The 25841-nt window shown below is 65.5% G+C and carries 24 protein-coding genes and 1 pseudogene; 11 read left to right on the top strand and 14 right to left on the bottom strand.

Translation table 11 applies throughout. The annotated features are described in order from the left end of the window. Positions 1-37 precede the first annotated feature (37 nt). From A7D27_RS05425 to A7D27_RS05415, 3 genes are read right to left on the bottom strand one after another with little or no spacing between them, the layout of a single operon-like run. Complete coding sequence (locus A7D27_RS05425; RefSeq protein ID WP_069564303.1) at positions 38-679, bottom strand: OB-fold-containig protein; 642 nt, start codon at positions 677-679, stop codon at positions 38-40. A gap of 50 nt (positions 680-729) precedes the next feature. Continuing rightward, on the bottom strand, positions 730-1416 hold the full coding sequence (locus A7D27_RS05420; RefSeq protein ID WP_069564302.1) for a PspA/IM30 family protein: 687 nt from the start codon (positions 1414-1416) through the stop codon (positions 730-732). A gap of 14 nt (positions 1417-1430) precedes the next feature. After that, entirely contained in the window at positions 1431-2048 is a 618-nt protein-coding gene (locus tag A7D27_RS05415; protein ID WP_069559274.1) for a YjfI family protein, read from the bottom strand. 224 nt (positions 2049-2272) lie between these two features. Between A7D27_RS05415 and A7D27_RS05410 the strand changes: the two genes are divergently transcribed. Beyond that, on the top strand, positions 2273-3472 hold the full coding sequence (locus A7D27_RS05410) for a CaiB/BaiF CoA-transferase family protein (RefSeq protein WP_069564301.1): 1200 nt from the start codon (positions 2273-2275) through the stop codon (positions 3470-3472). A 176-nt stretch (positions 3473-3648) separates the two neighbouring features. Beyond that, complete coding sequence (locus A7D27_RS05405; protein ID WP_069564300.1) at positions 3649-4212, top strand: RNA polymerase sigma factor; 564 nt, start codon at positions 3649-3651, stop codon at positions 4210-4212. A gap of 46 nt (positions 4213-4258) precedes the next feature. On the opposite strand, the gene A7D27_RS05400 is transcribed toward A7D27_RS05405, so the two are convergent. Further along, the gene (locus A7D27_RS05400) at positions 4259-4918 is read right to left on the bottom strand and encodes an EndoU domain-containing protein (protein WP_069564299.1); all 660 of its coding nucleotides are present in this window, start codon (positions 4916-4918) and stop codon (positions 4259-4261) included. A gap of 188 nt (positions 4919-5106) precedes the next feature. On the opposite strand from A7D27_RS05400, the gene A7D27_RS05395 reads away from it, so the two are divergent. The 3 genes from A7D27_RS05395 (at position 5107) to A7D27_RS05385 (ending at position 6739) form a co-directional block, all read left to right on the top strand. Next, positions 5107-5730 carry a hypothetical protein gene (locus A7D27_RS05395; RefSeq protein WP_044405879.1) on the top strand — a complete coding sequence of 208 codons (624 nt, stop codon included), beginning with the start codon at positions 5107-5109 and terminating at the stop codon, positions 5728-5730. 201 nt (positions 5731-5931) lie between these two features. Next, positions 5932-6270, top strand: coding sequence for a hypothetical protein (locus tag A7D27_RS05390; RefSeq protein WP_069559278.1), 339 nt, complete (start codon positions 5932-5934; stop codon positions 6268-6270). 172 nt (positions 6271-6442) lie between these two features. Beyond that, the gene (locus A7D27_RS05385) at positions 6443-6739 is read left to right on the top strand and encodes a hypothetical protein (RefSeq protein WP_069564298.1); all 297 of its coding nucleotides are present in this window, start codon (positions 6443-6445) and stop codon (positions 6737-6739) included. Positions 6740-6807: 68 nt separating this feature from the next. Here A7D27_RS05385 and thrC read toward each other — a convergent pair whose 3' ends face one another. From thrC to xerD, 4 genes are all read right to left on the bottom strand, one after another. After that, on the bottom strand, positions 6808-8217 hold the full coding sequence (gene thrC, locus A7D27_RS05380) for a threonine synthase (protein WP_069564297.1): 1410 nt from the start codon (positions 8215-8217) through the stop codon (positions 6808-6810). A gap of 88 nt (positions 8218-8305) precedes the next feature. Continuing rightward, complete coding sequence (locus tag A7D27_RS05375) at positions 8306-9610, bottom strand: homoserine dehydrogenase (protein ID WP_069559281.1); 1305 nt, start codon at positions 9608-9610, stop codon at positions 8306-8308. 111 nt (positions 9611-9721) lie between these two features. Further along, positions 9722-10453, bottom strand: a complete 732-nt coding sequence (locus tag A7D27_RS05370; RefSeq protein WP_069559282.1) for a DsbC family protein — start codon at positions 10451-10453, stop codon at positions 9722-9724. Positions 10454-10893: 440 nt separating this feature from the next. Further along, the gene (gene xerD, locus A7D27_RS05365; protein ID WP_069564296.1) at positions 10894-11790 is read right to left on the bottom strand and encodes a site-specific tyrosine recombinase XerD; all 897 of its coding nucleotides are present in this window, start codon (positions 11788-11790) and stop codon (positions 10894-10896) included. A 75-nt stretch (positions 11791-11865) separates the two neighbouring features. On the opposite strand from xerD, the gene A7D27_RS05360 reads away from it, so the two are divergent. Beyond that, positions 11866-13680 carry a sodium:proton antiporter gene (locus A7D27_RS05360; RefSeq protein WP_069564295.1) on the top strand — a complete coding sequence of 605 codons (1815 nt, stop codon included), beginning with the start codon at positions 11866-11868 and terminating at the stop codon, positions 13678-13680. A 98-nt stretch (positions 13681-13778) separates the two neighbouring features. Beyond that, entirely contained in the window at positions 13779-14456 is a 678-nt protein-coding gene (locus tag A7D27_RS05355; protein ID WP_069564294.1) for a hypothetical protein, read from the top strand. A gap of 13 nt (positions 14457-14469) precedes the next feature. Here A7D27_RS05355 and A7D27_RS05350 read toward each other — a convergent pair whose 3' ends face one another. Then, the gene (locus tag A7D27_RS05350; RefSeq protein ID WP_069559286.1) at positions 14470-14892 is read right to left on the bottom strand and encodes an acyl-CoA thioesterase; all 423 of its coding nucleotides are present in this window, start codon (positions 14890-14892) and stop codon (positions 14470-14472) included. A 490-nt stretch (positions 14893-15382) separates the two neighbouring features. Here A7D27_RS05350 and A7D27_RS05345 point away from each other — a divergent pair, with 490 nt between their 5' ends. Continuing rightward, a complete protein-coding gene (locus tag A7D27_RS05345; protein ID WP_069564293.1) occupies positions 15383-19039 on the top strand; it encodes a transporter substrate-binding domain-containing protein in 3657 nt (1218 codons plus the stop codon). A 228-nt stretch (positions 19040-19267) separates the two neighbouring features. Here A7D27_RS05345 and rplS read toward each other — a convergent pair whose 3' ends face one another. The 5 genes from rplS to ffh form a co-directional block, all read right to left on the bottom strand. After that, positions 19268-19618 (bottom strand): 50S ribosomal protein L19, encoded by a 351-nt coding sequence (rplS, locus tag A7D27_RS05340; protein WP_069559288.1) that lies wholly within the window; start codon positions 19616-19618, stop codon positions 19268-19270. Positions 19619-19662: 44 nt separating this feature from the next. Further along, the gene (gene trmD, locus A7D27_RS05335) at positions 19663-20415 is read right to left on the bottom strand and encodes a tRNA (guanosine(37)-N1)-methyltransferase TrmD (protein ID WP_069564292.1); all 753 of its coding nucleotides are present in this window, start codon (positions 20413-20415) and stop codon (positions 19663-19665) included. A 10-nt stretch (positions 20416-20425) separates the two neighbouring features. After that, a complete protein-coding gene (gene rimM, locus A7D27_RS05330) occupies positions 20426-20962 on the bottom strand; it encodes a ribosome maturation factor RimM (RefSeq protein WP_044405908.1) in 537 nt (178 codons plus the stop codon). A 9-nt stretch (positions 20963-20971) separates the two neighbouring features. Next, positions 20972-21223, bottom strand: a complete 252-nt coding sequence (gene rpsP / locus A7D27_RS05325) for a 30S ribosomal protein S16 (protein WP_044405910.1) — start codon at positions 21221-21223, stop codon at positions 20972-20974. 210 nt (positions 21224-21433) lie between these two features. After that, on the bottom strand, positions 21434-22807 hold the full coding sequence (gene ffh / locus A7D27_RS05320) for a signal recognition particle protein (protein ID WP_069564291.1): 1374 nt from the start codon (positions 22805-22807) through the stop codon (positions 21434-21436). Positions 22808-22963: 156 nt separating this feature from the next. On the opposite strand from ffh, the gene A7D27_RS05315 reads away from it, so the two are divergent. The 3 genes and pseudogenes from A7D27_RS05315 to A7D27_RS05305 all read left to right on the top strand — a co-directional run. After that, entirely contained in the window at positions 22964-23764 is an 801-nt protein-coding gene (locus A7D27_RS05315; RefSeq protein ID WP_069564290.1) for an inner membrane protein YpjD, read from the top strand. 154 nt (positions 23765-23918) lie between these two features. Beyond that, positions 23919-24581: pseudogene (locus tag A7D27_RS05310) on the top strand (transporter associated domain-containing protein); the annotation flags it as partial. A 247-nt stretch (positions 24582-24828) separates the two neighbouring features. Beyond that, on the top strand, positions 24829-25841 hold a 1013-nt coding region (locus tag A7D27_RS05305; RefSeq protein WP_069564288.1), incomplete at its 3' end, for an MFS transporter.

The following is a 25841-nucleotide window of genomic DNA, read 5'->3' as shown; positions in this document are numbered from 1 at the left end:
GCAATCATTCTCCTTTGATGCTGAGGCACACCGGGGGTCAGAGGCCCCGGAATTCGTCCTCGGTGATGACCCGATAGGCGTGCTGCGCCTCCAGGTATTCCAGTAACACGACGCGATCGCCGCGTTTGAGCCCGAGGGCTTGGTCGGCACGGACCTTGAGGATCAGCCCGGCGCCACCGTCCTCCAGCACGGCCTCACCCTGCTCGTGGGTGACGCGGCCACTGCGCACCACGGCCGTCTGGCCGATGACGCTGCGGGTGCTGGTGGCCTCGGCCTTGAGGAACAGCGGGCGCAGGGGGCGGCACAGGGTGGCGGCGATGGGCACGGCCAGTACCAGGGCGCCGATCATCACCACCAGCCCGAGCGGGTAGCGCAGCCAGCCGAGGGGCAGTTGACCGAGCAGCCAGAGTTCGACGAAGTAGCTGATGAACCAGCCGAAGAAGAACAGCAGGGTCAGCACCAGGGTGACCGGCACGCCGTTGAGCTTGAGCTTCGACAGCAGGCCGGCGAGTCCTTCGGCGTTGCCGTTGCCTTCGAGCAGGGAGTCGGCCTCGACGTCCAGCAGGTCCACCTCCAGCAGGCCGAAGGCGACCACGGTCCAGTAGATGACCGCGATGAGCAGCAGGAAGCTGAACACCACGGTGGGGAATGAGAGGGCGGTGATCAGGAAGAGGTCCATCGTTCGTTTCCAGTCCTTGAAACAGGGCGGGGGGGCCGCAGTCGGGTGGATCAGCGCCGGTCCCGGAGCCTCGCCAGGACGCTGTCGGCGCTGCTGGGGCCGGTGGCGATGCCGGCGGCACGCAGGCGTGCCTCCAGGTCGTCGCCGCGCTCGGCGCTGGCCAGTTCTTCGGCCGCCTCCAGCCGCGCGGCGCGTTCGGCCTGCTGGCGTTTGAGCCGCTCCAGCGAGTCCAGGGCGGTGCCCAGACGGCTGTGGGTATCGCCCTGGCGCTGGGCCACGGCCTGCTGGGCACGCTGCACGCTTTCGGTGGCCTTGACCGTGTCCACCTGCTGCTTGAGGTGGCGCATATTGGCCTCTGCCTGGGTCACGGCCTTGCGCAACTGGGCGACCTGGGCGCTTAGGCCTTCGGCCTGGGCGCGCTCGCTCTGGTGCTGTGCTTCCAGCTCGGCGATCTTCTCCGCCACTTCGCGGGCCAGGACCTCGTTGCCGCTTTCCAGGGCCTTGAGGGCATAGCCTTCGTATTCGTCGACCTTGGCCTGGCACTGGGCGGCGCGCTCGTCGGCGAGCTTCTGCCGGGCCATGACGCCGGCCAGGGCTTCGCGGGCCTGACGCAGGGCCTGGTCGGCGTCGCGGATCTCCTGGTCGAGGATGCGCAGGGCCTGGCTGTCCACCAGCGCCTCGCCGGCTTCGCCGAGGCCGCCGCGCAGGGCGTCGATCAGCTTGCTCCATACGTTCATGGGTTTCTCCGGGGTCAGGCCTGGGGCGCCAGGTAGCCTTCGTAGGCTTCCGTGGCGCGGATGACGTTGCTGGCCAGAGTCTCGATCTCGAACAGCACGTTGGACAGGATCGAACGGGCGCTCAAAGCGCCGAACATGATGTAGCAACGCTCGCCGCCTGGTCGCGTCTCCAAACCGATGCTGGATAGCGGAAAGAGCTGGCGGCTGAGCAGGATTTCTTCGTTGAAGCGCGCCACGTCACGGACTTCGGACTGCGGCCAGAGCAGCGACTCGACGAGGATCTGCTCACCCTGCACGGCGAGGAACAGGGGCAGGTCGCCGAACTCGCGCATGGTCACCAGCAGGCTCGGTTCGGCGCCTTCGATCAGCTCCACCTGAGCCTCGCCCTGGCGGAACAGCTCGGTGGCGGCCAGGGCGTCGCACAGCGCGCGGGCGTTCCAGATCTGCGGCATCTCCATCGCATTCTCCTGTTCCAGGTGAACCGGCCCCGGCTGGGGCTGGCGCAGCGTCCGCTCCACCGCGAGCAGCGCGCGGGCGTTCTCGGGGAGGATCCAGACCTCTTTCTTGACCAGCCCCTGGTCACGCAGGCGCTGGCGGAAAAGTCGCTGGTAGTGGGCGGATGATTTCTGCATGGGGACGGAGCCTAGACCATCACATGTGATCTCGCAACAACTCACATGTAATAGACGAGACGATTTCCCCCCGATTGACGGACCCCGATTAGACCTGTCGACGCCGGCCAGGGACAGCACGGATGTCCCGGGGCGCGACCGGGTTCGCGTTACGCCGGTGGCTGCCAGGGGCGAAGGGATCGTCTAGGCTAGCGCGACCTTTTCCACTGCCCTCCCGGACGACCATGGACACCTCCCGCAAGCCCCTCGCCGGCCTGAAAGTGATCGAACTCGGCACGCTGATCGCCGGCCCCTTCGCCTCCCGCCTGTGCGCCGAGTTCGGTGCCGAGGTGATCAAGGTGGAGTCGCCCGACGGCGGCGACCCGCTGCGCAAGTGGCGCAAGCTCTACGAAGGCACTTCGCTGTGGTGGTTCGTGCAGGCGCGCAACAAGAAGTCCATCACCCTCAACCTCAAGCATGCCGAGGGCCTGGAGGTGCTCAAACGCCTGCTGGCGGAGGCGGACATCCTCATCGAGAACTTCCGCCCCGGCGTGCTGGAGAAACTGGGGCTGAGCTGGGAGGTGATCCACGCGCTGAACCCGAAGCTGGTGATGGTGCGCCTGTCCGGCTTCGGCCAGACCGGGCCGATGAAGGACCAGCCGGGTTTCGGCGCGGTGGGCGAGTCCATGGGCGGGCTGCGCTACATCACCGGCTTCGAGGACCGCCCGCCGGTGCGCACCGGCATCTCCATCGGCGACTCCATCGCCGCGCTGTGGGCGGTGATCGGCGCGCTGATGGCCCTGCGGCACCGGGAGGTGAACGGCGGGCTCGGCCAGGTGGTGGACGTGGCGCTCTACGAGGCGGTGTTCGCGATGATGGAGTCGATGGTCCCGGAGTTCGACGTATTCGGCTTCATCCGCGAACGCACCGGCAACATCATGCCCGGCATCACCCCCTCCTCCATCCACACCAGCGCGGACGGCCGGCATGTGCAGATCGGCGCCAACGGTGATGCGATCTTCAAGCGCTTCATGCTCGCTATCGGCCGCGAGGACCTGGCCAACGACCCACAACTGGCCAGCAACGACGGCCGCGATGCGCGCCGCGACGAGCTCTACGGGGTGATCGACCGCTGGGTGGCGGCACTGCCGCTGGAGCAGGTGCTGGAGACGCTGAACCGCGCCGAGGTGCCGGCCAGCCGCATCTACTCCGCCGAGGACATGTTCAGCGACCCGCAGTTCCTCGCCCGGGAGATGCTGCTGCAGGCCCGCCTGCCGGACGGCCAGCCGTTCCGCATGCCGGGCATCGTGCCCAAGCTCTCGGACACGCCCGGCTCGGCGGACTGGATCGGCCCGGAGCTGGGCCAGCACAACGCCGAGGTGCTCGGCGAACTGGGCTACGACATGGCCCGCATCGACGCCCTGCGCGCCGCCGGCGCAATCTGACACCCCTACACCGCCTTTAGCCCTCTCTCCGCGCGCCCCATCCATCGGGGCGCCGTCCGCCCCTTGAGGGGCACCTTCACAAACCCGGGAAACCTTTCGTCCTGCTTGCTCCAGCCGGCCTGGCAAGGGCTGCCCCTGCAGCACCGCCACCGGCCCCAACAAGGAAAGGTACGAGCATGGCGAGCAACCCGGACGCGAGCCTCGAGACAGGCACGCCGCATCATGTATGGAAACTTCTGATCGATCATGAACCCCTGCTGCGCAGACGCTGCCAGCAACTCACTGCAAACCGGCAGGATGCCGAGGACGCCCTCAGCGAACTGCGCCTGCGACTCTTCACCCTGCTGCTGCGCGAGCCCCAGCGCCTGGAGCGCATCGAGAACCTCCCAGCCTGGTTGCGACGAGTGGCCAGCAACCACTGCATCGACCGGCTGCGCAGCACCCCGGCCACCTGCAGCCTCGACTGGCTGGACCTGCACCCGGCCGACACCGCCAGCGGTAACGACCCGGAGCACCAGGCCTGTCTTCACGAGGCGATAGAGACCCTCGGCAAGGCGCTTCGCCAACTGCCGCCCAACCTCGGCGATGCACTCTGGCAGCATTGCGTGGACGGCATGGCCTACGGCGACCTGGCGCGTCACCTGCAGATCAAGGAGCCCAACCTGCGCAAGCGGGTGCAACTGGCCCGCGATCAACTGAGGCAGCAGGTGGGCGGTTTGTGCCAGGGGCTGCAGCCCTGAGAGGGCGCCACGGAGAGCCCACCTCGCACGCGAGGTGGGCCAACGATCAGAAGTTACCGATGGGATAGGCCGTGTTCAGCGTCCAGAGCCCACCGATCTGATTGACGAAGCCCCCAATGGTAAAGGGGTTGCCCGCCTCGCCGGTGCAATATCCGGCCGCCCCCACCGCTGGGGCGGAAGGCCCGGCGAAGGCACCGCCAGCTCCCCCGATGACACTGAAGGGGTGGGTGTACGCGTAGCGGATCGAGGCGACTACCTGCACTTGGCTGCAACTGTCCGGAAAGAAGGTTGAAGAACCCGCCCCCCCCTTCGGCACCATCACACCGGCGGCATTGGCAATCTGGATGCCACCACCCAGGTAGCGATAAGGGCCGGGATGATTGATGCCGGGCTGGACGATGTACCGCACGCCCCCCGTGATCTGGGCGGCGAGAGGGGCCGCGGCGCGTGTACCTAACTGCGGGTCATGACCCGCTGGGCGAGCATGGAAACCCACCGCGCCCCCTCCTGCATTGACCTCGCCACAGAAGATGTGGCGCTGGTTGATCTGCGGGTTCATACGGCTGTTGGCGAGGCCGCCACCGATCTGAACCGGCACCGGGTTGACCCCGGCGGCACCGGCAGAGCAGTCGATCTGGGCGAGGGCCGGGAGGCTGCAGCAGGCGGCCAGCAGGCCGAGCGGCAATACGTTAACGAAGCGATCCATGGCATTTCTCCTTGACTGGACTGGGCGAAAAGTGCCCAGCAGGCAAGACGCAATGCGGCTGCATCCGTGAAGGCGGCACCGACATCCCGCACGCAACGAAATGGCACTTCACAGCCGCCCTTGCCGGCCGTCAGGAACACAGACCCGGGCATTCGCCGGGGTCACAACGGAACCAAGGAGAAAAGGACATGACGACTTTCAACGTGAACTTCAATGTGGACGACATGGAAGGCAAGACCGTGCTGGTCTTCCTCAAGCCGCAGAACCCGCAGCGCGACTACCGCGTCCACGCCTGGCAGGTGCTCACCGGCTCGGCCGGTGCCACGGAGTCCTTCGACTACGAGGCGGTGATCGAAACCGACGTGAGCAGCCTCGGCGAGAAGGCCGGCAACCAGATCATCTCTGGGCGTCGCCCCATCCTGCCCGGCCAACTGCTGCAGGCGGTCAGCCCGAGCGGCCTGTCGCCGCAACTGGAGCCGGCCTCCACGTCGCTGGCGCTGGAGAAGCTGACGCCCCAGCAGTGCGGGGTGATCAACAAGACCAACCCCTACACCCAGTTCGACAGCAACTGGTACGTCAACGGCCGCCCGGTGGTGACCATGCCCAAGGTGGACTCGCGCATGACCGTGAGTTTCGAGTACGAGCCCAACTTCTACTTCATGGTCGCCACGCCGCCCATGATCGGGCAGACCTACATCGTGCAGAACTTCTCGGACATGACCCGCTACGTGGCGCCCATCACCGCCACCGAAGTGGACGTGACCCTGACCCGCCCGAGCGGCCTGTGGACCTTCGACTTCATCGCCCGCTGAAGCCCTGGCGTCCCGAATGAAGAAGCCCCCGGCGAGTGATCGCCGGGGGCTTCTTCGCGTCTGGCTTCCTGCGGCATTCACCCTGCATGACGTGGGATGGCTCGGAACAGAGGGCGCGCGGCGCCGAAGCCCGCAGCACCTGGGCTAGGATCAGGGGCCGACGTCAGCACTGCGCCGCACGGGCGCCAGGAGAGGTGAAAAATGGAACGTTTTACCGAGGATCTGGCCCGACTGGATCACTTCATACTGCGCGCACTGCGCTTCCAGGCGATGGCCCTGGCCTTTCTGATGCTGGGCCTGCTACCGGGAATCGTGGGCTTCTACATGCTGGAGGGTCTGGGTTGGCATGAGGCCACGCTGAACGCCCTCTCCATGCTGGGCTCGGTAAGCCTCGCCCACCCACCGAGCAGCCTGGCCGGCAAATACTTCGCGGCGCTGTATGGGTTGTTCCTGGACAGCGTCTTCCTGGTGGCGCTCGGCGTGGTGGTCACCCCGTTCGCCCACCGTCTGCTGCATCGCTGGAACCTGGCCAACGACTGAGGCCGTCATCAACCGTTGCACGTATCTGGACAAGGCCGGCCCCCTGAGAGGTGCCGGCCTTTTTCAGGTTGCATCTGTGAACAGCCATCAACCGGCAACGGGGTGGGGACTGGCCCATGATCGGTGCCTGCCCCGTTGCACACGGGGCCTGACGGAGACAGGGAGAAAGGACATGAAATATGAAATCAAGATCCTCTATCAGAGCCAGCAGGGCAGCGATTATGTGATTTTCCAGAAACCGCCCCAGCTGCCGAACGCCCCTTGGCCCATGGCCTGGCAGGTGATACGCGACATCAGGGAACCGGACATGAAGATCAATTACAGCATCGACTATGACGTCTATGTGCCCGGACAGCGCGCCGTCTCCACGCCGGTGGACATGACAGACTGGGGAGCGCCACTGGAGTTGGAGAACAGCGTGCCTGCAGTGACGGAACAGGACGCGCAGGGGAAAGAGAGCACGGACTGATCCGCCCCGGAACAACAAAAAGCCCCTGGCGATCACTCGCCAGGGGCTTTTTCATGGCCGTTGTCAGCTCAGAGCGGCTTGCCGCGGTTGCCGTGCGCCGCAACGAAGGCCTGGACCTGCTTGAGGTCGTTGGCCAGCACGGTGCAACGCTCTTCGCGTTGGAACAGGTCGGACAGGTGCGCCGGCAGCGCCGGGGCCTGGCCAACGCCGGCCTTCTCCACCGCTTCGGGGAACTTGACCGGGTGCGCGGTGCCCAGGGTGACCATGGGAGTGGACAGGCTGCGGCGGCATTCGCGGGCGGCACGTACGCCGATGGCGGTGTGCGGGTCCAGCAGCTCGCCGCACTCCTTGTAGACATCGGCGATGGTCTCGCAGGTCTGCTCGTCGGTAACGGCGAGGGAGTCGAACAGCTTGCGCGCTTCGGTCCAGCGGTCCTGCTCGACGCTGAAGCCGCCCCCCTGCTTGAAGGTGTCCATCAACTGGGCGATGGCGGCGCCGTTGCGGCCGTGCAGGTCGAACAGCAGGCGCTCGAAGTTGGACGAGACCATGATGTCCATGGACGGCGACAGGGTCGGGTGCAGGGTTTCCTTGACGTACTGATTGCCGCTCATGAAGCGGTGCAGGATGTCGTTGCGGTTGGTGGCGACGATCAGCTGGCTGATCGGCAGGCCCATGTTGCGCGCCAGGTAGCCGGCGAAGATGTCGCCGAAGTTACCGGTGGGCACCGAGAAGGCCACGGAACGCGCCGGGCCGCCCAGCTGCAGGGCGGCGTGGAAGTAGTAGACGATCTGGGCCATGATCCGCGCCCAGTTGATCGAGTTCACGGCCACCAGGCGGGTGCCCTTGAGGAAGCCCTGGTCGGCGAAGCTGGCCTTCACCATTTCCTGGCAGTCGTCGAAGTTGCCTTCGATGGCGATGTTGTGGATGTTCTCGCCGAGGATGGTGGTCATCTGCCGGCGCTGCACCTCGGACACGCGGTTGTGCGGGTGCATGATGAAGATGTCGACGTTGTCGCAGCGGCGGCAGCCTTCGATGGCGGCCGAGCCGGTATCGCCGGAGGTGGCGCCCATGATCACCACGCGCTCGCCGCGCTTGGCCAGGACGTAGTCCAGCAGGCGGCCGAGCAGTTGCAGGGCGAAGTCCTTGAAGGCCAGGGTCGGGCCGTGGAACAGCTCCAGCACCCACTCGTTGCCGTTGAGCTGGCGCAGCGGCGCGACGGCGTTGTGGGCAAAGACGCCGTAGGTTTCCTCGAGGATCTTCTTGAAGTCGGCGTCCGGGATGCTGCCGGTCACGAAGGGGCGCATCACCTGGAAGGCCAATTCGTGGTAGGGCAGGCCGGCCCAGGAGGCGATTTCTTCCTGGGTGAAGCGCGGCAGGTTTTCCGGGACGTAGAGGCCGCCGTCGCTGGCGAGGCCGGCCAGCAGGACGTCTTCGAAGTTCAGGGCCGGGGCCTGGCCGCGGGTGCTGATATAGCGCATTTCTTCAAACCTTCGGTTCGAGCCGCCGGCAGCGCGGTGTCCGGCGGCGTCTGAGCACCGGGCGGGCCTGCGCGCGGGCGGCTCCGAGTTAATTGAGCTGTTCGACGCGGATGCGGACTACGCTGCCCACCACGTCGTCGAGGGCTTCCAGTGCGGCGATGGCGTCGTTAACGCGCGCTTCGACGACCCGGTGGGTAACCAGAATCATCGGCACCAGGCCATCCTGCTCTTCGACTTCCTTCTGCATGATGGATTCGATGTTGATGCCACGTTCGGACAGGATGGTGGCCACCTGGGCCAGTACGCCCGGGTGGTCCTTGGCCTGGATGCGCAGGTAGTAGGCGCTCTCGCAGGCTTCGATCGGCAGGATCGGGTGATCGGACAGCGCATCCGGCTGGAAGGCCAGGTGCGGTACGTGGTTCTCCGGGTCGGCAGTCAGGGCGCGGACCACGTCCACCACGTCGGCGACCACGGCGGAGGCGGTGGCCTCCATGCCGGCACCGGCGCCGTAGTAGAGGGTGCTGCCGGCGGCATCGCCGTTGACCATCACGGCGTTCATCACGCCGTTGACGTTGGCGATCAGGCGGTCGGCCGGGATCAGGGTCGGGTGCACGCGCAACTCGATGCCGCTGCTGGTGCGGCGGGCCACGCCCAGGTGCTTGATGCGGTAGCCCAGGGCTTCGGCGTAGTTGACGTCGGCGCTGGTGAGCCTGGAGATGCCCTCGGTGTAGGCCTTGTCGAACTGCAGCGGGATGCCGAAGGCGATGGAGGCGAGGATGGTCAGCTTGTGAGCGGCGTCGATGCCTTCGACGTCGAAGGTCGGGTCGGCTTCGGCGTAGCCCAGGGCCTGGGCTTCCTTGAGGACGTCCTCGAAGGCACGGCCCTTCTCGCGCATCTCGGTGAGGATGAAGTTGCCGGTGCCGTTGATGATGCCGGCCAGCCAGTTGATGCGGTTGGCGGCCAGGCCCTCGCGGATCGCCTTGATCACCGGGATGCCACCGGCAACGGCGGCTTCGAAGGCGACGATGACGCCCTTCTCGCGGGCCTTGGCGAAGATCTCGTTGCCGTGGACGGCGATCAGCGCCTTGTTGGCGGTGACCACGTGCTTGCCGTTCTCGATCGCCTTGAGTACCAGGTCGCGGGCAAGGGTGTAGCCCCCGATCAGTTCGATGACGATGTCGATCTCAGGGTTGTTGGCCACGTCGAAGATGTCGGCGGTGATGGGGGTGGCACCGGTTTCGCACTTCGGGTTGGGGCGACGGGCAGCGATCTGGGCAACCTCGATTCCACGCCCGGCACGGCGGGCAATCTCCTCGGCGTTGCGTTTGAGTACGTTGAAAGTGCCGCCACCGACGGTCCCCAGGCCACAGATGCCTACTTTTACCGGCTTCACGCTGAACTCCCCATTTCACTGCGAAAAACGGCCGGCGAATCGCCGGCCGTATAAAAGAACCGCACTTTACGAAGCGCCCGATTGTTGGTCAATCGAGCCGGCGCCCTCGCCTTACTTGGCGTCGAGCGCGAGCTTGGCCAGTTGCGGCGCGGGCTGGTAGCCCGGAATCAGTTGGCCGTTGCCGAGAACGATGGCGGGGGTGCCGTTCACGCCGATCATCTGGCCCAGTTCGAACTGCTTGGCCACCGGGTTATCACACTTGGCGGCAGGCACGTCGAGGCGGGACTTGGCCTGGTTCATGGCGGCCTGGCGGTCCTTGGCACACCAGACATTGACCAAGGTGTTGTAGCCGTGGCTGCCGATGCCCTGGCGCGGGAAGGCGACATAGCGCACTTCGACGCCGCGACGGTTCAGCTCGGGTACTTCGCTGTGCAGCTTCTGGCAGTAGCCGCAATCGGTGTCGGTGAAGACGGTGATGTGGGCCTTGGCCGGCTGGTCCTTAGGCGCAAAGACCACCATTTCCCCGGCGGGGATCGCGTTGATCTCCTTGGCGATGGAGCGGCTTTCGGACTGCTCGGTGAGGTTCACCGGCTTGCCGTTCTGCACGTGATACAGGTAACCCTGCATCAGGTACTGGCCATCGGCGCTGGTGTAGAGCATGCGGCCGCCCTTGAGCTGGACCTGGTAGATGCCGTCCAGCGGGCTTTCGCCGATGGACTCGACAGGCAGGCCAAGGTCAAGGCTAGCGAGGGTCTTGCGAATGGCCTGGTCCGGATCGTCGGCAAGGCTGATGGAGCTGACCAGGCCGAGGGCCATGGCTGCGAAAAGGCGGGTCACACGCATGGTTACTCCTGTGGAGCGGCGACTGTCGGATAGGTGCGAAAGCCTAACACAGAAGGCCTGCAGGGCCGTGCGGAGGAGCCGAACGGTGGCCCGTCGGGGACGGCTGGGCGGTGCTGTGAAGGCTGCGCGGAGGTTGGAACCGGTGCGGGCGGCCAGGTTCCCTGGTGCAGGCCTCGGAGGATGCAGGCGGCTGCCTTGGGGGGGTGTAGGCAAAAAGCGGAGCGAAGTAGAGCGCCGTGCAAGACGTCCCTGTCGAAGCCGCATCGCTCAGTTGAACCCCGGCCCGGCCATCCATGGCCGGTCGTTCGCCGGGGCGACGCAGAGCGGAGAAAAGCACCCTGCAAGACATCCCTGTCGGGGCCGCATTGCCCAGTTGAACCCCTGCCCGGCCATCCATGGCCGGTCGTTCGCCGGGCGACGCATGCGTCGCTTGATCCGGCTCACCCCCTCGGGTGGTGGCGGGCGTGGAGGTCCTTGAGGCGGGCCTGGGCGATGTGGATGTAGATCTGCGTGGTGGACAGGTCGGCATGGCCGAGCAGCATCTGCACCACCCGCAGGTCGGCACCGTGGTTGAGCAGGTGGGTGGCGAAGGCGTGTCGCAGGGTGTGGGGCGACAGGGGCTTGAGGATGCCGGCCACCTTCGCCTGGTGCTTGATGCGGTGCCAGAAGGTCTGGCGGGTCATCCGCTCGCCGCGCAGGCTGGGGAAGAGTACGTCGCTGGGCTTGCCATCCAGCAAGAAAGGCCGCGCTTCGCGGACGTAGCGCTCGATCCAGGCGATGGCTTCCTCGCCCAGCGGCACCAGGCGCTCCTTGCTGCCCTTGCCGAAGACCTTGACCACGCCCTGGCGCAGGTTCACCTGTTCCAGGGTCAGCCCCACCAGTTCGCTGACCCGCAGGCCGCACGCATAGAGCACCTCCAGCATGGCGCGGTCGCGCAGGCCGATGGGGTCCTCCAGGTCCGGCGCCTCCAGCAGGGCTTCGACGTCGGCCTCGGACAATGACTTGGGCAACGGTCGCCCCAGCAGGGGCATCTCCACCTGCAGGGTCGGGTCCTCGGCGATCTCGCCCTCGGCCAGCAGGAAGCGGTAGAAGCCTCGCGCGCCGGACAGGAAGCGTGCCGTGGAGCGGGCCTTGTAGCCCTGCTCCAGGCGCCAGGCGAGGTGGTCCAGCAGCACGTCGCGCCCGGCCTCCGCCAGGTTGCAGCCGCGCTCGTGCAGCCAGCCGTTGAAATGCGCCAGGTCGCTGCGATAGGCGGAGCGGGTGTGGGGCGAAAGGCCTTTCTCCAGCCAGAGGGCGTCGAGAAAGCGGTCGATCAGGGGGTGGTCGAGTGCAGGCATGGGGAACGCTGGTGGGATGAACGGCGTCTAGTCTTCCACAAGGTTCCCGCCCCTCACCAGCGACAAGGAGTCCTGATGGACGAAACCCGCATCCTCCTGGACCTCGGCGGCATCGGCCTGGCAGCGCTGTGCAGCCAGTGGCTGGCCTGGCGCCTGCGCCTGCCGGCGATTCTCTTTCTGTTGCTGTCCGGCATCCTCGCCGGGCCGGTGCTCGGGGTGCTGGACCCGGGCGCGCTGTTCGGCCCCCTGCTCTTCCCGCTGACCTCGCTGGCAGTGGCGCTGATCCTCTTCGAAGGCAGCCTGACGCTGCACCTGTCGGAGTGGCGCGAGATCGGCTCAGTGGTCCGCCGCATGGTGACTCTGGGGGCGCTGACGACGTGGGTGGTGATCGCCGCAGCCACGCACCTGTTGCTGGGCTTCTCGTGGGAACTGGCGGTGCTGTTCGGCTCGCTGACGCTGGTGACCGGACCAACGGTGATCGTGCCGATGCTGCGGGTGGTGCGGCCCCGGGCCTCGGTGGCGAACATCCTGCGCTGGGAAGGCATCGTCATCGACCCCATCGGCGCACTGGCGGCGGTGGTGACCTTCAGCTTCATCGTCAGCCGCGACCAGGGCGGCTGGAGCCAGAGCCTGGCGACCTTCGCCGGGGTGATCGGCTGCGGCACGCTGCTCGGTGTGCTGGGCGGCTGGGCGCTCGGCGTGGTGCTGCGCCGCCACTGGCTGCCGGAGTACCTGCACAACCTGGCGGCGTTGGCGGCGGTGCTGGGCGTGTTCATCGCCTCCAACCTGCTGATGCACGAGTCGGGCCTGCTGGCGGTGACACTGATGGGGATGTGGCTGGCGAACATGCGTGGGGTCGATGTGAAGCCGATCCTGCACTTCAAGGAAAACCTCAGCGTGCTGCTGATATCGGGGCTGTTCATCCTGCTCGCGGCGCGGCTCGACCTGAAGGCCCTGCTGGCCCTGGGGCCGGCGACGCTGGTGCTGCTGGCGGTGATCCAGTTCATCGCCCGGCCACTCAATATCGGCCTGAGCACCCTGGGCTCGCCACTGGGTTGGCGCGAGCGGGCACTGCTGGCGTGGATAGCACCACGGGGCATCGTGGCAGCGGCAGTGTCCGCCATCTTCGCCCTGCGCCTGCAGGAGCAGGGCGACACGAACGCGCAGTTGCTGGTGCCACTGACCTTCCTGGTGATCATCGGCACGGTGGTGCTGCAGAGCGCCACCGCCCGCCCCCTCGCGCGCCTGCTGGGGGTAGCCGAGCCCGCACCGGCAGGTTTCCTGATCATCGGCGCCAACCCGGTGGCACGGGCGCTGGGCAACGCCCTGCACCAGCTCGGCAGCCGGGTGCTGCTCACCGACTCCAGTTGGGAGAACATCCGCGCGGCGCGCATGGACGGCCTGCCCACCTACTTCGGTAACCCCACCTCCCAGCATGCGGACGCTCATCTGGACCTGGTCGGGCTCGGGCACCTGCTGGCGCTGTCTCCATCCAGCGAGATGAATGCCTTGGCCTGCATGCGCTTTCGCCACGACTTTGCCGAGCCCCGCCGCTTCACACTGCCCAGCGGGGCAGAAAGCCGCCGCAGCGACAAGCACCGCAGCAGCGAGAACGTCCGCGGCCGTGAACTAGGCCTGCCGGCAATCACCTATCCACAGTTCGCCAGCCGCCTCGGTCGTGGAGCGGAGGTCCGCATCACCACGCTGACGGAGGCCTTCGACTGGCCGGCCTACCAAGCCCTGCACGGCACTCGCGCCACGCTGCTGCTGGCCCGCGACACCCGAGGCTGGGTGCATATCGCAGGGCCTTCGCAAGCCCTGGAACCCCAACCTGGTTGGAGTCTGGTGGCCCTGGTGGATGCCGACGGCACTAACGGTGCGGGCACATAGACCAGCGGCGATGTAAGCCTATCCTTCGTTGGGTGACAGCCTCTTCCCACAGGAGGATGATTTCACCTTGCCACCATCCCTGCCTTGGTCCCGCTCCCATGTCCAACCATCAGAACTCGCGTCTTGGCCAGATCCTGGTCAACAAGGGACTGATCACCACCCAGCAGCTGGATGCTGCCATCAAGGTCCAGCTCACCAGCGACAAACGCCTGGGCGAGGTGCTCATCGAGCAGGGCCTGCTCAGCAAGCGACAACTGGAGAAGGCGCTCAAGCGCCAGAACAACCTGCGACTGGCGGCGACGCTGGTGGCGGCGCTGCTGAGCCCCTTCCAGATGGTCAGCGCCCAGGCCCAGCAATTGCCCAGCGCCATAAGCCAGGACTACGTGCCGCCCGGCATGCAGCCGCTGAGCGAGGCAGAGATGAGTAGCGTGAGTGCCCAGGGCCTGGACGATGTGCTGCAGGGGTTGTTCGTGCAGGCGGAGGCAGGCGACGGCATCGCCACGGTGCAGAGCCTGGCGCGCCTGGTGATGCCGGTGCTGAACAGCCTGGAGGCGGAAACCTCGATGAAGGGCGTGGTCTACGACACCTCGCGACTGACCTCGACGATGAACGCCGACGGTTCCATCAACGTGCGCCTGCCCAGCTCCATCGGCGAGCTGCGCTTCGACAACATCCGCGTGGCCGGCAGCGGCCCGAACGCCGGGAGCTTCGGCAGCCTGACGCTGCACGACATCGACCTCTCCCAGGCGTCCCTGAAAATCGCCATGCGCCCCTGAGGCACCCGCTGACTCAGTCGGCGGGGATCGCCGTTTCCGGTAGCACCGGCACCGGGCGCTTGTCATCGTCGATGGCGACGAAGCTGAACACGCCACTGATGGCGCGCTCGCGTCCGGCCTCGTACATCCCTTCGACGAACACCTCGACCTCCACCTTGAGGCTGGTGTTGCCCACCTTCACCACACGCCCGATCAGCTCGACGATGGAGCCGGCGGGGATCGGGTGCTTGAAGTCGATGCGGTCGGTGGAAACCGTCACCAGCGGCAGCCGGCAGAAACGGGTGGCGCAGATGAAGGACACCTCATCCATCCAGGCCAGCGCCGTACCGCCGAACAGGGTGTTGTGGTGGTTGGTGGTCGGCGGGAACACCGCCTTGGTCACACGGCTCTCGGACAGGGCGATGCGCCGTTCTATCTCTCGTTCTCTCGGGGTCATGCCACGACTACCTCGGTGAATCCCACTGTGGCGGCCACGTTTCGGTGACGGCGGGCCTTGCATACACACCCTGCGATGCACGCAGGGCTTCCACGCCCCTGTCGATGATCGGCAGGAACACCCTCCCCTACGGCCAGGCCGCGGGGTGCGGATTATTCCACAGCCACGCCCCCACGACGTGGTGAGGGCCCCGGCGGGGGTGTCCCTCCCAGGAGAGCGTCCGGTTCCGGCAACTGACAACAGGCTTTCCCGAAATCCACTCCAGTATCAGCCTGGTCTTTCGCCCCTTGCAGGCAGTTGCGTGGGACACGCTCGGAATAACCAGAACTTCCGACTTCAGGTAGGCAACATCCGATCAAAAAGCGGGAAAAACCTGAAACATGCTCATTACCCCTCCCCCTGCATAGGCCCGACCGGAGCACTGGGATATTTTCTTTGCGCGGCGCCCCGGTCTGCAGTTCAGATCGCCTGCCACCACTAGGAAACGACCATGTGCCTCAGTCTGCTCAAGCCCCTCGTGCTCCTCGCACTCACCGTGCCCCTGCTGGCGCAAGCCGCTTCCCAGTCGATTCCACTCGGTGCCCGCCCCCTCGTACTGGAAGAGGACATTGTCCTGAACCCCGAGGAGCGAACCTGGCTTGCCGAGCGCGGGGAACTGCGGCTGGCCATCGCCGATGACCTCCCCCCTTTCGACATCACCTCCAGCGGCCGGGACTTCGAAGGGATCACGGCAGACGTAGCCGGCCTGCTGTCCCGCCAGTTGCAAGTGCCGGTCCGCGTCGAGCGCTACCCCAGTCGGGGTGCCGCCTTACGCGCCGTGATCAATGGCGAAGCGGACCTGCTCAGTACGTCCAACGACTTCGAGGAGCGTGAGCAGGCGCTGGCCCTGAGCCTGCCCTACGCACCCGACCAACCCAGCCTCGTCGCCCGGCAGCAGGACAAGCGCGACTGGCCACAGGATCTCGCCGGCATGCGGATCGCCATCGTTGGCAACTACCTGCCTCTGGACATGGTGCAGAACCGCTATCCGGACGCCATCCTGACGCTCTACCCCTCCACCAGTGCGGCCCTCAACTCTGTGATCGATGGCGACAACGAGTTGTACATGGGGGACCTGATCAGCGCGAACTATCAAATCAACCAGGTCTATGACGACCACCTGCACATCGTCCGCCTGGCGGACCTGAAGGCCAGCGGCATCAGCTTCGCCAGTGCCCGCAACAACACCCGCCTGCTAGCGCTTGTGGACAAGGTTCTGCAGCGTTTGCCCGCAGGTAACCGCACCCCGCTGCTCAAGCGCTGGAGCGGCGGCGCCAGCCCAAGCCTGCTGGACCCGGAACTGCCACTCACAAAAGAGGAGCGTGCCTGGCTGGCGACACACCCCGTCGTGCGCGTGGCTACCTATGGCAACTACGCGCCGGTGTCGTTCTTCGACAGTGAGGGCAACTACCACGGCATCACAGCCGACATCCTCGACGAAATCCGCGTCCGTACCGGCTTGCGTTTCGAGATAGTCCGCACCCTGCAGCACGAAGACATGATGAATGCCGTGCTGAATGGTGAAGCCGACATCGTCGGCGCCGACGGCATGGCGCGCATCCGCCAGCGGGACCTGGCCTACTCGCGCCCTTACATGCATGTGCCGTTCGCCACCATCACCCTCAATAACGCGCAATCCCCCTCCCGACTCCGTGAGTTACACGGCCAGCGTCTGGCGGTGGTCCGCGGTTACTTCCTCAGCGATTACATCCGTAACCGCTACCCCGGCATTCGCCTGGTGGAAACCAATACCCTACTGGACGGCCTCGTGGCGGTCGCCAACGGCGACGCGGAGGGCGCAGTGATGTCTACCATCGTTGCCGAGTACTACATCCGCCGGATGTTCTCGGAGCAGTTGCGCATTTCCGAACTCATCGATGTGCCCCAGGAGAGCATTACCTTCGCCATGCGCAAGGAAGACAGCCTGCTGCAATCGATCCTCGACAAGGCAACTGCAGCCATCCCCCCGGATGAGCTGGCGGTGTTGGTCAAGCAGCGCTGGCGCTCGAACGTCGAGATAAGCGGCACCCGCAGCACCGTGAACCGCGAACTGATCCTGCAGATCCTCTCCATCTCGGCGCTGTTGTTGCTGGTGTCACTGGGCTGGATTTTCTATCTCAGGCGCCAGATTGGGCGGCGGAAGCAGGCTGAACAGGCCCTCAACGACCAGTTCCACCTGATGGAGGCACTGATCAATGGCACACCGCACCCGATCTACGTCCGCGATCGCGACGGCCGCCTGCTGATGTGCAACGACAACTACCTGCAGGCACTGGCCCTCAGGCGCGATGAAGTGATCGGGCAGCCACCGCCAGTCGCCAAGCTGGGCAGCGAGGCCCAACGCCAGACGTTGCTAGATGACTACCGCAAGGTGACCGAGTCTGGCGAACCGCTGCGCTGCGACCGGGAGCTCTATAGTCAGTCCGGCCCGTTCAGCATCTACCACTGGATCGAGCCATACCGGGACTTCCGTGGGGAGATCAAGGGCGTGGTCAGTGGGTGGATCGACATCAGCGAGCGCCTTCAACTGGTGGAAGACCTGCAAGCCGCCAAGGAGCGGGCCGATGACGCCAACCGGGCCAAGAGCACCTTCCTCGCCACCATGAGCCATGAGATCCGCACACCGATGAACGCGGTGATCGGCATGCTTGAACTGGCCCTCGAACGAGCCGACCAGGGCCAGTGGGACCGGGCCGCCATCGAGATCGCCCACGGCTCAGCACGAGACCTGCTGGAGCTCATCGGCAACATCCTCGACATCGCCCGTATCGAATCCGGGCGCCTCAGCCTGTCTCCGGTACGCAGCAACCTGCGGGAGCAGACCGAAGCCGTGATCCGGGTGTTCGACGGCCTGGCTCGGCAGAAGAATCTGCGCCTGACCCTGGAGTTCGATCACCGCGCAGGCGTCGACGTGCTGGTGGACCCGGTGCGCTTCCGCCAGATTCTTACCAACCTGGTGGGCAACGCCATCAAATTCACTGACACGGGCGGCGTCTCCATCGAGATCCAGGCCAAGCCGCGACCGGACAGACGCCTGGGCATTCTGCTCAAGGTGGAGGACAGCGGCAGGGGCATTTCAGACGAAGACCAGAGCCAGCTGTTCCAGGCTTTCAGCCAGGGCAGCGTCGGCGCCGACGAGGCGCGCCGGGGAACCGGACTGGGCTTGGTGATCTGCCGTGTGCTCTGCGAAATGATGGGCGGCACCATTCGCCTCGAAAGCGAACTGGGCCGGGGCACCCGCATCTGGGTAGAACTGGACCTGCTGGAGCTGGACCCACTTCCGCGCCAGGCAAGACAGGAGGAAGAGGACGCTCCCGTGGCACGGCAAGTGCCACTGGATGTGCTGGTGGTGGACGACAACCCCGCGAACCGCGAATTGCTCAAGCAGCAACTGGCCTTCCTCGGTCACCGCGTCGTCGAGGCAGTGGACGGTCGTGACGGCCTGGAACGCTGGAGCAAGGAGCACTTCGATCTGGTGATCAGTGACTGCAACATGCCGGTGATGAACGGTTACGCCCTGGCCCGCGCGGTCCGGGAGGAGGAAGTCCGCCGCGAAAGCGGCCGGGTACATTTCATCGGCTACACCGCCAACGCCCAGAACGAAGAACACGAGCGCTGCCGCAAGGCAGGTATGGACGCCTGTCTCTTCAAGCCCATCAGCCTTCGCCAGTTGGCCCGGCAGTTGGCCACCCTGCACCCCACACCGGAGCGGGAGTTGCCGGACATGCCGTCGCTCCCGAAAATACCGACGACGCACCCGGAAGGCCTCTTCGGCATGCAGGAGTTCCTGCAGTTGGCCGGCAGTGACCCGGCACTGCGCCAGCGACTGCTGGACACCCTGCTCACCGCCAATCGCGAGGACCTCGGCCAGTTGCATCACAGCCTGGCAGAGAGGGACTGGGAGGAAGTCTCCGCCGCCGCTCACAAGATCAAGGGAGCCGCACGGATCGTCCATGCCGCCCCCCTCGTCGGCTGCTGCGAAGCCCTTGAAGAAGCCTGGACAGCGCAGCAACCCGAAGAGGTGTTGGAGCCCCTTGCCCTCGCCGTTGCCCAGGAGGTCGAACGCCTGGAGCAGGCACTGCTGGAGTTCTGCGCCGAACCGGTATGAACCCCGCCGGGGCGTGCCTCAGGCCGCCTCGGGACATCGGTTAAGCGGCTCTCCAGGCATCGGCAGCCACTGGCAACCTGGCCAGGAGATGGACGCTTCGCCCACCGCAACACCAGCGCATGCGCTCGACGCCCTGTTCGCTCGAGCGACGGTTAAGAACGGTTGCTGCGAAGCAACAAAAAGCCCGCCGCGGTCTCCCGGGGCGGGCTTTTCTGTGGAAGCGAGGTCTTAGACCAGCTTCTCCTTGATACGAGCAGCCTTGCCGGACAGCTCGCGGAGGTAGTACAGCTTGGCCTTGCGCACGTCGCCGCGGCGCTTGACGATCAGGCTGTCAACCAGGGGGGAGTAGGTCTGGAAGGTACGCTCAACGCCAACGCCGTTGGAGATCTTGCGAACGGTAAAGGCACTGTTCAGGCCGCGGTTACGCTTGCCGATGACCACACCTTCGAAGGCCTGCAGACGGGAACGCTCGCCTTCCTTCACCTTCACTTGCACGATCACGGTGTCGCCAGGGGCGAACGCCGGAATCTCTTTGTTCATTTGTTCAGCTTCGATCTGCTGAATGATCTTGTTGGTCATCGCTGTGCTCCTAAGGCAGGCTTTTCGGGCGTGCCATCGATACGTTAACTATCGTCCCGCTGGCGGATGTACTCCTCCAGCAGCTTTTTCTCTTCTCCAGAAAGCGAGCGGCAATCCAGAAGATCGGCCCGACGTTCCCAGGTGCGCCCAAGCGCCTGCTGCAAACGCCATCGCCGGATGTGTTCGTGGTTGCCGCTGAGCAGCACTTCAGGAACACGTCTATCCGCGTACACCTCAGGTCGGGTGTAGTGAGGACAATCGAGCAGTCCATCCGTGAAGGAGTCCTCCTCGGCGGAATCCGCGTGGCCCAGCGCGCCGGGCAGCAATCGCGTTACCGCGTCGATCAGCACCATGGCCGGCAGCTCACCGCCGGACAGGACGTAATCGCCAATCGACCATTCCTCGTCGACATGCGTCTCGATGAAACGCTCGTCAATGCCTTCATAGCGACCGGCGATGAGGATGAGGGCTTCCTCCTGCGCCAGTTCGCGCACGGCCGCCTGCCTCAGCTGGCGCCCCTGCGGCGAAAGGTAGATCACCTTCGCCCGATCTCCCGCTGCGGTCTTGGCGGCTGCCAGTGCCCGTTCCAGCGGTTCGATCTTCATCACCATCCCGGGGCCACCACCGAAAGGCCGATCATCCACCGTCTGGTGGCGATCCTCGGTGAAGCTCCGTGGGTTCCAGCAGTTGAGCTTCAGGAGCCCCTGCTTGACCGCGCGGCTGGTGATGCCGTACTCGCTGATGGCGGCGAACATCTCCGGGAAGATGCTGATGACTTCGACCTGCATGCTTTTCATGTCATGCGGCTCAGAAGTCGGCGTCCCAGTCCACCCTCATTTCACCTGCATCCAGATCGATCGCTTGCACGCATTGCTCCGTGTAGGGCAACAGGCGCTCGCGGTCATCCAGACTGCCGGTGCAGGGCTTGACCACCATCACGTCGTTGGCGCCGGTCTCCAGCAGATGATCGACCTTGCCGAGCAGTTGCCCGTCCTGGTTGATCACGGAGAGACCTTCCAACTGGTGCCAGTAGAACTCGTCTTCCTCAAGTTCAGGCAGCTCGCTTTCGGGAACACGGATCTCGAAACCCGCGTAGGTCCTGGCGACATCGCGGTCGTCCAGCCCTTTCAGCTTCACTACCAGGAACTTGCCTTGGACACGTCCGCTGGCAACTTCAACTTGCTTGACCTCGCCGTCACGCGTGAGCGTCCAGCGGGGGTAATCGAGCACGTTATCCAGTGGGTCCGTGAAGGAATACACCTTCACCTCGCCACGTACGCCGTGCACCGAGAAAATCTTGCCGAGAACGATCAGTTCATCGGCGGCGGCCGGCGTCGCGCTCATGGGAGTTGCTTAGGCAGCAGCCTTGGCAGCTTCCTTCAGCAGCTGAGCAACACGCTCAGACGGCTGGGCGCCTTGGCTCAGCCAGTAGCTGACGCGCTCCTGGTTGACGGACAGCTTGACTTCGGAACCCTGGGCAACCGGGTTGAAGAAACCGATGCGCTCAACAAAGCGGCCATCGCGCGCGTTGCGGCTGTTGGTCACGGTCAGGTGGTAGAAGGGGCGCTTCTTGGAGCCGCCACGGGCAAGACGGATGGTTACCATTGAACTTCGTTCCTGTAGGTCGGTGCTTTTCAAGCGTGTGTGCACACATGGGCCATGGGCCCGAAAGGCCGCATATTCTAAGGATTATCCGGCCGAATGCAAATCTGTTTGTACGCGCCACCTGTCGGCGGCCCCGAAAACCGCGCCCCGGGCGGGCCTGGAGGCGCTGGCGCCTCACCACGGCTGGCGGAGAGGACCGCTGGCGCGGTCTTACATCTTCGGCATGCCGCCAGGGAACATGCCGCCCATGCCACGCATCATGCGCGACAGGCCGCCCTTGGCGGTGACCTTCTTCATCATCTTCTGCATCTGCTTGTGCTGCTTGATGAGTCGGCCGACGTCCTGCACCTGGGTGCCGGAGCCGAGGGCGATGCGGCGCTTGCGCGAGCCGCTGATCATCTCGGGATCACGGCGCTCGGCAGGCGTCATGGAATTGATGATGGCTTCCATCTGCTTGAACTGCTTCTCGGCGGCATTCTGCGCCCCGCCCATCTGCGACAGGTTGACGCCACCGAGCATGGGCAGCTTGTCCATGAGGCTGCCGAGGCCGCCCATGTTCTTCATTTGCTGCAACTGGTCACGGAAGTCTTCGAGGTCGAAGCCCTTGCCCTTCTTGATCTTCTTGGCGAGCTTTTCGGCCTTCTCGCGGTCGAGGCCCTGTTCAGCCTGCTCGATCAGGCTGAGCACGTCGCCCATGCCGAGGATGCGCGACGCCACGCGATCGGGGTGGAACGGATCGAGCGCTTCGCTCTTCTCGCCCATGCCGAGGAACTTGATCGGCTTGCCGGTGATGGCGCGAACCGAAAGCGCAGCACCGCCACGGGCGTCACCGTCGACCTTGGTCAGCACCACGCCGGTCAGCGGCAGCGCGTCGTTGAAGGCCTTGGCGGTGTTGGCCGCGTCCTGGCCGGTCATGGCGTCGACCACGAACAGGGTCTCCACAGGCTTGATCGCCGCGTGGACCTGCTTGATCTCCTCCATCATCTCGCCGTCGACATGCAGGCGACCGGCGGTGTCGACGATGACCACGTCGATGAACTTCAGCCTGGCTTCGCGGATCGCCGCCTGGGCGATGTCCACCGGCTTCTGGCTGGTGTCGGAGGGGAAGAAGGTCACCTCCAGATCATTGGCCAGGGTTTCCAGCTGCTTGATCGCCGCCGGGCGGTAGACGTCGGCGGACACCACCAGGACCGACTTCTTCTTGCGCTCCTTGAGGAAGCGCGCGAGCTTGCCGACGGTGGTGGTCTTGCCCGCGCCCTGCAGGCCGGCCATGAGGATGACCGCCGGCGGTGCGGCATTCAGCGCCAGGTCTTCGTTGGCGGCGCCCATCAGGTCGACCAGCTCGGCCTGGACGATCTTCACGAAGGCCTGACCCGGGGTCAGGCTCTTGGAGACCTCGGTCCCGACCGCGCGCTCCTTGACCTTGTTGACGAAGTCCTTGACGACGGGCAGTGCCACGTCGGCTTCGAGCAGCGCCATGCGCACTTCGCGCAGGGTGTCCTTGATGTTGTCCTCGGTCAGCTTGGCCTTGCCGGTGACGTGGCGCAGCGTCTGCGAGAGGCGGTCTGTGAGATTTTCGAACATGCGCGATCCTTTCAGGCCCTGACGGCCCCGGGTGAGCTTGCGGCAGGCGGCGGAGTATAGCGAAGAGCGGGCGGCGCCGACACCGCCAGCGGTCTTTCGTGAGCACGCCGTTCTGTGCCACACTCAGCGCCTTTCGGGCTTGCCTTACAAGGACTTATGCACCCTCTGCTGCCCAGCCTCCTGGCTGCCTTCCTCTATGGAGGCGCCGCCATCCACCAGGGCCTTCGCCTGCGCGAGCGCAAGACGCCGGACAAGCGCATGCTGACCGTGCTCGGTCTGCTGGCCCTGACCAGTCACGCTACTGCGTTGTTCTTCCAGCTCATCGCACCGGCCGGCCTGACCCTCGACTTCTTCAATGCTGCGAGCCTCATCGCCGCTGCCGTGATCGGCCTCACACTGCTCGCCTGCAGCCGCATGCCGGTGGAGAACCTGCTCCTGCTGCTGTATCCGCTCGGCGCGCTCACAGTGCTGCTGGCGATGTTCGTACCCTCGGGCACGGTGCAACCGATCGACGAGGAGCCCGGCATCCTCGCCCACATCCTGCTGTCGATCCTGGCCTACGGCATGCTCACCATCGCCGTGTTCCAGTCCCTGCTGCTGCTGCTCCAGGACTACCAGCTCAAGCACAAGCACCCGTCCGGACTGATCCGCAACTTCCCCGCCCTGCAGACCATGGAGAGCCTGCTGTTCGGCTTCCTCTGGGCCGGCTGGTGCCTGCTGTCGCTGTCGCTGATCTCGGGCTGGCTGTTCGTCGAGAACCTTTTCGCCCAGCACCTGGCGCACAAGACCGTCCTCTCCTGTTTTGCCTGGGTGGTATTCGCCGTGCTGCTCTGGGGCCGCCACCAACTGGGCTGGCGTGGCCACAAGGCGATCCGCTGGACCCTGGCGGGCTTCTGCCTGCTGATGCTGGCCTACTTCGGCAGCAAGCTGGTCCGCGAATTCATCCTGCACATCTGAGATGCCCGACCCCAGCCTTATCCTTGGCCTGTTCCTCGGCCTGCTGATCGCCTCGGCAGGCGCCTGGGCGCTGTCGCGCCACAAACCGGCTCCCGAGCGCATCCAGGAGGAAGAGAGTCCCCAGCAACGCCTGCCCCAGGCACTGACCCGTGCCCTGCAACGGGTCACAATCAGCGAGATCATGGTTCCGCGCAGCGAGATCCAGGGCATCGACATCGCCCAGTCGCCGGAGCGCATCCTGGAACAACTGCGGGCCACCACTCACACCCGCCTGCCGATGTACCGCGAGGACATCAACCAGGTGGAAGGCATGCTGCACATGCGTCAGGTAGCGCGACTGCTGCCCAAGACCGGGATCACCGCCGACGAGTTGCTCGCCGTGTGCCGGGAAACCTACTTCATCCCCGAGAGCACACCACTGCTGACCCAGTTGGTGAACTTCCAGAAGGAGAAGCGCCGCGTTGCCATCGTGGTCGACGAGTACGGCGACGTGGTCGGCCTGGTGAGCCTGGAGGACATCTTCCAGGAGCTGATCGGCGAGTTCGGCAGCCTGGAGGACTTCGCCCCCACCCGCACCATCATCCCGGCCGAGGACGGCAGCTACGAACTCGATGGCAGCCTGCACCTGCGCGAACTCAACCGTCTGCTCGGCTGGCACCTGCCGTGCGACGGCCCCAAGACCCTCAACGGCCTGATCACCGAATCCCTGGAACAACTGCCCGATGCCAGCGCCTGCCTGAAGATCGGCCGCTACCGCCTGGAAATCCTCGAATCCGGCGAGAACCGGATCCAGCGCGTGCGTGCCTGGCGAACCTGACCGCCTTGCCGGTTTTTTCCCGGCCTTTCTATAATCGCCCCCGGCTCATCCAGCCCCTCTCGCGCATCGGCTACCCGCCCCGCCACGGCCAGATCCGGCCCACTGAGACCACACTGCCCCATCGCCACCCGCCACGATGGAGCAGTCGCAAGGCCCCGAGGCCGGCTATCCGCCGCCCCGCCCCCTCAGCCCACACGCCAAAAACAGAGGCGTCGCACCGCTCCGACGCCCGCCAGGGGACACCTGCATGACTTCCACCGCCTGCACCGAGGCTCCGGCCACCTCCCCCGCGAACTCGCCCGCCCGCGTCGCCACAGCCAGCTTCATCGGCACTGCCATCGAGTTCTACGACTTCTATATCTACGCCACCGCCGCCGCTCTGGTGATCGGCCCGGTGTTCTTCCCCCAGGGCTCGCCGACGGCGCAGATGCTTTCGGCCTTCCTCACCTTCGGCATCGCCTTCCTTGCCCGACCGCTGGGCTCGGCCCTGTTCGGGCACTTCGGCGACCGTATCGGGCGCAAATCGACCCTGGTGGCCTCGCTTCTGCTGATGGGGGTTTCCACCACCCTGATTGGCGTGCTGCCCGGCTACGACAGCATCGGCGCCTGGGCACCGATCCTGCTGTGCCTGCTGCGCTTCGGCCAGGGCCTGGGGCTGGGGGGCGAATGGGGCGGTGCGGCCCTGCTGGCCACCGAGAACGCGCCGCCGGGCAAGCGCGCCTGGTTCGGCATGTTCCCCCAGCTCGGCCCCTCCATCGGCTTCCTCGCCGCCAACGGCCTGTTCCTCTCCCTGGCGCTGCTGCTCAGTGACGAGCAGTTCCGGGCCTGGGGCTGGCGCATTCCGTTCCTGCTCAGCGCGGTGCTGGTGATGGTCGGCCTCTATGTGCGCCTGAAGCTGGAGGAAACCCCGGTCTTCGCCCAAGCCCTGGCCCAGCATCGCCAGGTGAAGCTGCCGGTGGTGGAAGCCTTTGCCAGCCACTGGCGTCCGATCCTGCTGGGCGCCCTGGCGATGGTGGTGTGCTACGCGCTGTTCTACATCTCCACGGTGTTTTCCCTAAGCCACGGCGTGGCGAGCCTCGGCTACAGCCGCGAGAGCTTCCTCGGCATGTTGTGCTTCGCGGTGCTGTTCATGGCGGCGGCCACCCCGCTCTCGGCCTGGCTCAGCGACCGCTTCGGGCGCAAGCCGGTGCTGATCAGCGGCTGCGTGCTGGCGATACTCTCCGGCTTCACCATGGAGCCACTGCTGACCCAGGGCTCCCC

Source organism: Pseudomonas sp. 1D4 (genome assembly GCF_001728925.1).
GTDB lineage: Bacteria > Pseudomonadota > Gammaproteobacteria > Pseudomonadales > Pseudomonadaceae > Metapseudomonas > Metapseudomonas otitidis.
This window is presented reverse-complemented; position numbering and strand designations above follow the sequence as displayed.

Excerpts from the sequence above, each read along its gene's own strand:
- A7D27_RS05425 (WP_069564303.1), bottom strand. The coding sequence starts at position 679 with ATGGACCTCTTCCTGATCACCGCCCTCTCATTCCCCACCGTGGTGTTC.
- A7D27_RS05420 (WP_069564302.1), bottom strand. The coding sequence starts at position 1,416 with ATGAACGTATGGAGCAAGCTGATCGACGCCCTGCGCGGCGGCCTCGGC.
- A7D27_RS05415 (WP_069559274.1), bottom strand. The coding sequence starts at position 2,048 with ATGCAGAAATCATCCGCCCACTACCAGCGACTTTTCCGCCAGCGCCTG.
- A7D27_RS05410 (WP_069564301.1), top strand. The coding sequence starts at position 2,273 with ATGGACACCTCCCGCAAGCCCCTCGCCGGCCTGAAAGTGATCGAACTC.
- A7D27_RS05405 (WP_069564300.1), top strand. The coding sequence starts at position 3,649 with ATGGCGAGCAACCCGGACGCGAGCCTCGAGACAGGCACGCCGCATCAT.
- A7D27_RS05400 (WP_069564299.1), bottom strand. The coding sequence starts at position 4,918 with ATGGATCGCTTCGTTAACGTATTGCCGCTCGGCCTGCTGGCCGCCTGC.
- A7D27_RS05395 (WP_044405879.1), top strand. The coding sequence starts at position 5,107 with ATGACGACTTTCAACGTGAACTTCAATGTGGACGACATGGAAGGCAAG.
- A7D27_RS05390 (WP_069559278.1), top strand. The coding sequence starts at position 5,932 with ATGGAACGTTTTACCGAGGATCTGGCCCGACTGGATCACTTCATACTG.
- A7D27_RS05385 (WP_069564298.1), top strand. The coding sequence starts at position 6,443 with ATGAAATATGAAATCAAGATCCTCTATCAGAGCCAGCAGGGCAGCGAT.
- thrC (WP_069564297.1), bottom strand. The coding sequence starts at position 8,217 with ATGCGCTATATCAGCACCCGCGGCCAGGCCCCGGCCCTGAACTTCGAA.
- A7D27_RS05370 (WP_069559282.1), bottom strand. The coding sequence starts at position 10,453 with ATGCGTGTGACCCGCCTTTTCGCAGCCATGGCCCTCGGCCTGGTCAGC.
- xerD (WP_069564296.1), bottom strand. The coding sequence starts at position 11,790 with ATGCCTGCACTCGACCACCCCCTGATCGACCGCTTTCTCGACGCCCTC.
- A7D27_RS05360 (WP_069564295.1), top strand. The coding sequence starts at position 11,866 with ATGGACGAAACCCGCATCCTCCTGGACCTCGGCGGCATCGGCCTGGCA.
- A7D27_RS05355 (WP_069564294.1), top strand. The coding sequence starts at position 13,779 with ATGTCCAACCATCAGAACTCGCGTCTTGGCCAGATCCTGGTCAACAAG.
- A7D27_RS05350 (WP_069559286.1), bottom strand. The coding sequence starts at position 14,892 with ATGACCCCGAGAGAACGAGAGATAGAACGGCGCATCGCCCTGTCCGAG.
- A7D27_RS05345 (WP_069564293.1), top strand. The coding sequence starts at position 15,383 with ATGTGCCTCAGTCTGCTCAAGCCCCTCGTGCTCCTCGCACTCACCGTG.
- rplS (WP_069559288.1), bottom strand. The coding sequence starts at position 19,618 with ATGACCAACAAGATCATTCAGCAGATCGAAGCTGAACAAATGAACAAA.
- trmD (WP_069564292.1), bottom strand. The coding sequence starts at position 20,415 with ATGAAAAGCATGCAGGTCGAAGTCATCAGCATCTTCCCGGAGATGTTC.
- rimM (WP_044405908.1), bottom strand. The coding sequence starts at position 20,962 with ATGAGCGCGACGCCGGCCGCCGCCGATGAACTGATCGTTCTCGGCAAG.
- rpsP (WP_044405910.1), bottom strand. The coding sequence starts at position 21,223 with ATGGTAACCATCCGTCTTGCCCGTGGCGGCTCCAAGAAGCGCCCCTTC.
- ffh (WP_069564291.1), bottom strand. The coding sequence starts at position 22,807 with ATGTTCGAAAATCTCACAGACCGCCTCTCGCAGACGCTGCGCCACGTC.
- A7D27_RS05315 (WP_069564290.1), top strand. The coding sequence starts at position 22,964 with ATGCACCCTCTGCTGCCCAGCCTCCTGGCTGCCTTCCTCTATGGAGGC.